The sequence below is a fragment of the Stenotrophomonas sp. GD04024 genome, from assembly GCF_029837545.1.
GTDB classification, from domain to species: domain Bacteria; phylum Pseudomonadota; class Gammaproteobacteria; order Xanthomonadales; family Xanthomonadaceae; genus Stenotrophomonas; species Stenotrophomonas forensis.
Genome location: NZ_JAOEDV010000037.1, coordinates 35,416 through 41,415, shown reverse-complemented (window position 1 = coordinate 41,415; position 6,000 = coordinate 35,416). Strand labels below are relative to the sequence as shown.

The 6,000-nt window shown below is 67.8% G+C and carries 3 protein-coding genes; 1 reads left to right on the top strand and 2 read right to left on the bottom strand.

The genetic code is table 11. The features are described 5' to 3' along the window. Positions 1–390: 390 nt before the first annotated feature. Both N7590_RS13185 and N7590_RS13180 read right to left on the bottom strand, forming a co-directional pair. On the bottom strand, positions 391–3,033 hold the full coding sequence (locus N7590_RS13185; protein WP_279935591.1) for a PAS-domain containing protein: 2,643 nt from the start codon (positions 3,031–3,033) through the stop codon (positions 391–393). A gap of 66 nt (positions 3,034–3,099) precedes the next feature. Then, a complete protein-coding gene (locus N7590_RS13180; protein WP_008268245.1) occupies positions 3,100–4,266 on the bottom strand; it encodes a porin in 1,167 nt (388 codons plus the stop codon). A gap of 332 nt (positions 4,267–4,598) precedes the next feature. Between N7590_RS13180 and N7590_RS13175 the strand changes: the two genes are divergently transcribed. Beyond that, complete coding sequence (locus tag N7590_RS13175; protein WP_006468434.1) at positions 4,599–5,942, top strand: dicarboxylate/amino acid:cation symporter; 1,344 nt, start codon at positions 4,599–4,601, stop codon at positions 5,940–5,942. Positions 5,943–6,000: the final 58 nt, after the last annotated feature.

The window sequence follows — 6,000 nt, the reverse complement described above, 5'->3', positions numbered from 1 at the left end:
GACACCCCCGCGCACCCAACCCGACCGGCCTCTGACAGATTTCGGTGGCCTGCACCCACGGAAAAGAAAAAGAAGATCAAAAGCGGGTCGCGCGCTGCGCTTGCTCGTGTAAAGCCGAACGTAGGCTCAGCTCTACAAAAGGCGGCCTGCCAGGCTGCTTTTGATTTTGATCTTCTTTTTCTTTTCCGTGGGTGGCAAACATCCGGAATCTGTCAGCGGCCGGGTGGGTGGGTAGTGCGGGGTGTCCGCGGCATGGATGCCGCGGCCAAGCCCCCATGGACGGGTTCACGGCGTCCCCGCACTACCCACCCACCCGGCCAGCCCTCAGCAATCCGGCTTTCCGCGACCAACCCAAACCCACCCACGAGGGGCTGCGCCGTTGGCTGGAAACTACCCGCGATGGCGGATCAGCAGCTGGCTCATCAGCGCCCGCAGCGCCGGCGGCTTCACCGGCTTGGCCATCATTCCCCAGCCGCGCTCGGCGGCCATCTCGCGCAACCCCGCATCGCGCTCGGCGGTCACCAGCACCACCGGCGGGCGTGCCAGCCACAGTTCCGCCAGCGTCTCGTACAGCACCGGGCCGTGGTGATCGCCCATGCGCACATCCAGCAACACCAGTTCCGGCACGGTTGTGGCACTGGCCAACTGCAGCGCCGCCTGCGGGCCGTCGGCCAGCACCACCTCGCAGCCCCAGCGTTCCAGCAACGCGCGGCTGGCTGCGCAGACGTGAGGATCGTCATCGATCACCCAGACCCGACGCCCGCGCAGCGGATTGTCCGCGGCCGGTTCCTGCACCAGCACCGGCGCCGGTGCCGTGGTGGGAATCGCGCTGGCGTCGCCGAACGGCACACTCACCGCGAACACGCTGCCCTGGCCCACGTGCGAGCGCAGCCGGATCGGGTGGCCGAGCAGGCGGCCGATGCGGTCGACGATCGCCAGGCCGAGGCCGGCACCGCGCTGCTGGCCGTCGTGCAGGCGGCGGAATTCCTCGAAGATCTCGCCCTGCAGCGCATCGGGAATACCGGGTCCCTGGTCGTGCACTTCGATCCACAGCAGCCCGTCGCGGCGCCGGCAACCGAGCAGCACGCGCCCACGTTCGCTGTAGCGCAGCGCATTGGACAGGAAGTTCTGCAGGATGCGCCGCAGCAGCGCTTCATCGCTGACCACCACCGCATCGGTATCGACCCAGTCCACCACCAGCCCGCGCGACTGTGCGGCGATGCCGAACTCACGCGCCAGTGTCTGCAGTAGCGGGCCCAGCCGGAATGCCTGCACGCGGGTTGGCAGGCTGCCCGATTCCAGCCGCGCGATATCCAGCAGGCTGTTGAGGATTGCGTCCTGCGCCGCGAGTGCGGCGTCGATGTGGTCGCTGGTCTGCTGCTGTGCCGGATCGCTCAGCTTGCCGCGCAGTACCGAGACGAACATGCGCGCGGCATTGAGCGGCTGCAGCAGGTCGTGCACCGCCGAGGCGACGAAGCGGGTCTTGTAGCGGTTGGCCTGCTCGGCTTCGCGGCGTGCTTCGTCCAGGTCGTGGGTACGCTCGGCGATGCGGTGCTCGAGTGCGTCGGCCAGCGAGCGCAGTTCGCGCGCGGCGTTCTTGTAGCTGGTGATGTCGGCATAGCTGGTGACAAAGCCGCCGTCGGGCAGCGGATTGCCGCGAATCTCCAGCACCGTGCCGTCGTCCTTCTCGCTTTCGCGCATGTGCGGGCGGCCACTGCGCAGGTGATTGAGGCGGCGCTCGATCGCCTCATCGACCGGGCCCGGGCCCAGCAGGCCGCGACGCGCGTTGAAGCGGAACAGCTCCTCGATGGGCCGGCCCACGCGTACCAGTTCCAGCGGAAAACGGAACAGCTCGAGGTAGCGCGAATTCCACGCGACCAGGCGCAGCTCGCGGTCGATCACCACCACGCCCTGTGGCAGGTGTTCCAGGCTGCGGCTGAGGCCACTGTCGGCGTCGGTAGCTGCCTGCAGCAGGCCATCCTGCGCGGTGCGCAGCTCCTGCGCGTGCTGCTTGAGCAGGGTTTCCAGTTCACGGCGGCTGCGCAGGCGGTGCTTCGCCAGGCGCCGGCGCTGCTGCACGAACAGCACCAGGAAGCCCAGTGCGAGCCACGCGGCACCACCAGTCAGCGCCGCCGCACGGCCGGCGGCGGTGGCAGCGCTGGCGTCGTGCAGCAGGTGCAGGTTCCAGCCTTCGGCGGGCAGTGCATGGCTCTGCCACAGCATCGGTTGTACCAGCGCAGGGTCGAGCAGGCGCACCATGCGCCCACCGTCGGCCAGCACGTCCTCGGTGCGTGCGCGCAGCGGCTGCAGGGCACGGTCGGCGTACTGCCGGGCGTCGAGCATTTCGCGGCGTTCATCAGCGCCCAAGGGGCGCAGCAGGCGGTAGCGCCAGTTGTCCCGGTTGGCCAGGAACACCACGTCGTGGTCATCGCTGGCCAGCACCACGTCCGGGCTGCTCAGCCATTCCTGCTCCAGCGCCGACAGCTCGACCTTGATCACGACCACGCCCAGTCGCTTGCCGTCTTCCTCGATGGCCTGCGACAGGTAGTAGCCGGGCACGCCGGTGGTCATGCCGATGCCGTAGAAACGGCCACGGCCCTGGGCCAGCGCCTGGCGGTAATAGGGCCGATAGCTGTAGTTCTCGCCGACGTTGGTGGTTGGCTGGTCCCAGTTGCTGGCGGCCACGGCCACGCCGTCGTGGCCGACCAGGGTCAGCGTGGAGGCGCGGGTGACCTCGTTGGCACGCTGCAGCTTGAGGTTCAGCCGCTGCCGTTCGGCAGGCGAGGGCGCAACACGCAGGGCATGCAGCAGATCCGGATCAAGCGCCAGCACCTGCGGCAGCGTGCCGAAGCGGTCGATGCGCTGCTGCAGGCCCTGGCCATACAGCTGCAGCTGGCGTTGCACCTGGCTGCTTTCTTCGCCCAGTGCGCGCCGCCAGGCGTAGTGGCCGGCGGCGACCGCGCACAGCACGGTACCGCCGACCATCACCAGGATCGTCAGCAACAGCATCCGGTGGCGGCTGAGCCAGTACATGGCGGCAGTCTACGCAGGGCCGGCGGGCGTGGCGTGCACGCCCGCCGGGGTCTGACGTGGAAGGGGTCAGAAGTGCATCTGCGCGCGCAGCTCGAAGATTTCCGGCGTGCTGTGCACGCCACGACGGCTGGCATCGACCTTCACGTAGTTGGCCTGGAACTTGAAGTGGCTGGTGAGGTACCAGTTCGCACCCAGGGTCAGGTCGTGCTGGCGGCCACCGAGGATGCTGCCGTCGTCGAGGTCCAGGCGGCTGTAGCGTGCCACCAGTTCCACCGCGCCGTAGTTGTGCGCGGGCTTGATGTTGGCCACGGCGCCGGCGTTGTACGGGCGCGATTCGCCGGTCAGCACCCAGCTGGCCATCGCGTACTGGCCACTGCCGGTGTAGTCGGGCAGGCCCTTGCGGGTGACGGTGGCCTGCAGGGCTTCGGCCTGCAGCGAGAACGGGCCGCGGATCCAGATGCCTTCCAGGCCGGTGCGGCGGATCTGGTCGGCGGTGACCAGCGCGCCGGAATCGACGTAACGGATGTCGGTCAGGCCGGCTTCCGGACGTGCGCGCAGGCGTGCGCTGGCTTCGTGGTGCACATCGCGGCCATCGCTGTAGCCACGCGGATTTTCCTGCGAATAGGCCACGCCCAGGTGGATCACGTCACCCGGCGCCTTCACCGGCGTCCACACCGCGCGTACCGCCTGGGTGGTGCCGGGGTTGTCGCCCTGCAGGTCCTTGCCGCCATAGGCGCCGGCCTGCAGCAGGTACTGCGGGCGCTCCAGCACCCATTCCACGCCGGTACGGCGGCCGGCGTAGAACGCCTGCACCGGCAGCGCGGTTTCCAGGAAGCTGCCGGCACGCGAGGAGGTGTTCGCATCCAGGCCGACCGGGGTCTTCATGTAGCCGAAGCGGAAACGGCCGACGTCGCGGCCGAAGAACGCCTTGCTCTCGAAACGCACGAACACGTCCAGCCAGGTGTCGGCCTGGAAGTCGTAATAGACCATCGCGTCGTAGACGCCCTTCTTCTTCAACGTTGCGCCGAACTCCTTGCGGCGCACGGCATCATCGTCCTCAAGGCCGCTGGCCGAGGAGAAGTCGTTGTAGTCGTAGGCGATGTTGGCGGTGGCGGCCAGCTCGGTGCCATCGCCGAAGGTGTACTTGGTCGGCCAGTTGTCGAAATCCGCTGCCGAAGCGAAGGCGGGAAGGGCGGCCAGCGACAGGGCCAGCAAGGTGGGAATCGGGCGCATGTTGGGTGCGGCTCTCTCGGATTGCGTGTGGACAGGACATCAACGGCCGCAAGGGCCGGAACTTTCGCAAGGACGCGCCCGGCCGTTCAGCCTGGGCCACCGGCCTCCCCGGGATCGGGCGGTGCGGCGCCAGTGTAGGCACCGTGGCCGCCTGAACCGGGGGGCTAGTACCAATAGGTTATCTGCGCCGGCGTGCCTGGCGCGTACAAAGGCGTCCATTGGTCGCACCCCTCGTGCATGCAGCACGGGGCCCGCGATCAGTTTCCACGGTAACGGTTCCCGTGCTGTCCCGGGGCCGTACGTGCCTGAAAACGCCCCTTCCGGAGTACGCCATGCACATCCCGACCGCAGCCCCGGCGCCTGCAAAGCCGTTGCCGATCTATCGCCAGCTGTACTTCCAGGTGATCGTGGCGATCGTCCTGGGCGCCATCCTCGGCCACTACGAACCGCTGATCGGTGAGAAGATGAAGCCGCTCGGCGACGCCTTCATCAACCTGGTGAAGATGATCATCGCGCCGGTGATCTTCCTGACCATCGTCACCGGCATCGCCAGCATGACCCACCTGCGCACCGTGGGCCGGGTGTTCGCCAAGGCGATGGCGTACTTCCTGTTCTTCTCTACGCTGGCGCTGATCGTCGGCATGATCGTGGCGCACGTGGTGCAGCCCGGCGCCGGCATGAACATCAACCCGGCCGAGCTGGACCAGACCGCGGTGCACAGCTACGTCGAGAAGTCGCATGACCTGACCCTGGTCGGCTTCCTGATGGACATCATCCCGAAGACGCTGCTCAGCGCCTTCGTCGACGGCAACATCCTGCAGGTGCTGTTCGTGGCCGTGCTGTTCGGCATCGCGCTGGCGATGGTGGGCGAGAAGGGCAAGCCGGTGCTGAACTTCCTGGAGGCGCTGGTCGCCCCGGTGTTCAAGCTGGTGCACATCCTGATGAAGGCCGCCCCGATCGGTGCCTTCGGTGCGATCGCCTTCACCATCGGCAAGTACGGCGTCGGTTCGCTGATCAACCTGGCCTGGCTGGTGGGCTCGTTCTACCTCACCGCGTTCCTGTTCGTGGCGGTCATCCTGGGCCTGGTCTGCCGCCTGTGCGGCTTCTCGGTGTTCAAGCTGGCGCGCTACCTGAAGGCCGAACTGCTGCTGGTGCTGGGCACCTCCTCGTCGGAGTCGGCGCTGCCGTCGCTGATGGAGAAGATGGAACGGGCCGGCTGCAGCAAGTCGGTGGTGGGCCTGGTGGTCCCGACGGGCTACTCGTTCAACCTGGACGGCACCAACATCTACATGACCCTGGCCGCGCTGTTCATCGCCCAGGCCACCAACACCGAACTGACCCTGGGCCACCAGATCGCCCTGCTGCTGGTCGCCATGCTCAGCTCCAAGGGCGCGGCCGGCGTCACCGGTGCCGGCTTCATCACCCTGGCCGCCACCCTGGCGGTGGTGCCGGAAGTGCCGGTGGCCGGCATGGCGCTGATCCTGGGCGTGGACCGCTTCATGAGCGAATGCCGCTCGCTGACCAACTTCATCGGTAATGCGGTGGCCACCGTGGTGGTCTCGCGCTGGGAAGGCGCACTGGACCGCAACCGCCTGCAGCTGGCGCTGGATGGCCGCGAAAGCGAGCTGCCGCCGCCGGTGGATGCGCTGCCCGAGGCGCTGCCGGCCAAGGGCTGATCCAGGTGTGTGGTACCGCGGGGCCGATCACGACAGTGGTACGGCCCCGCGGCGTTTC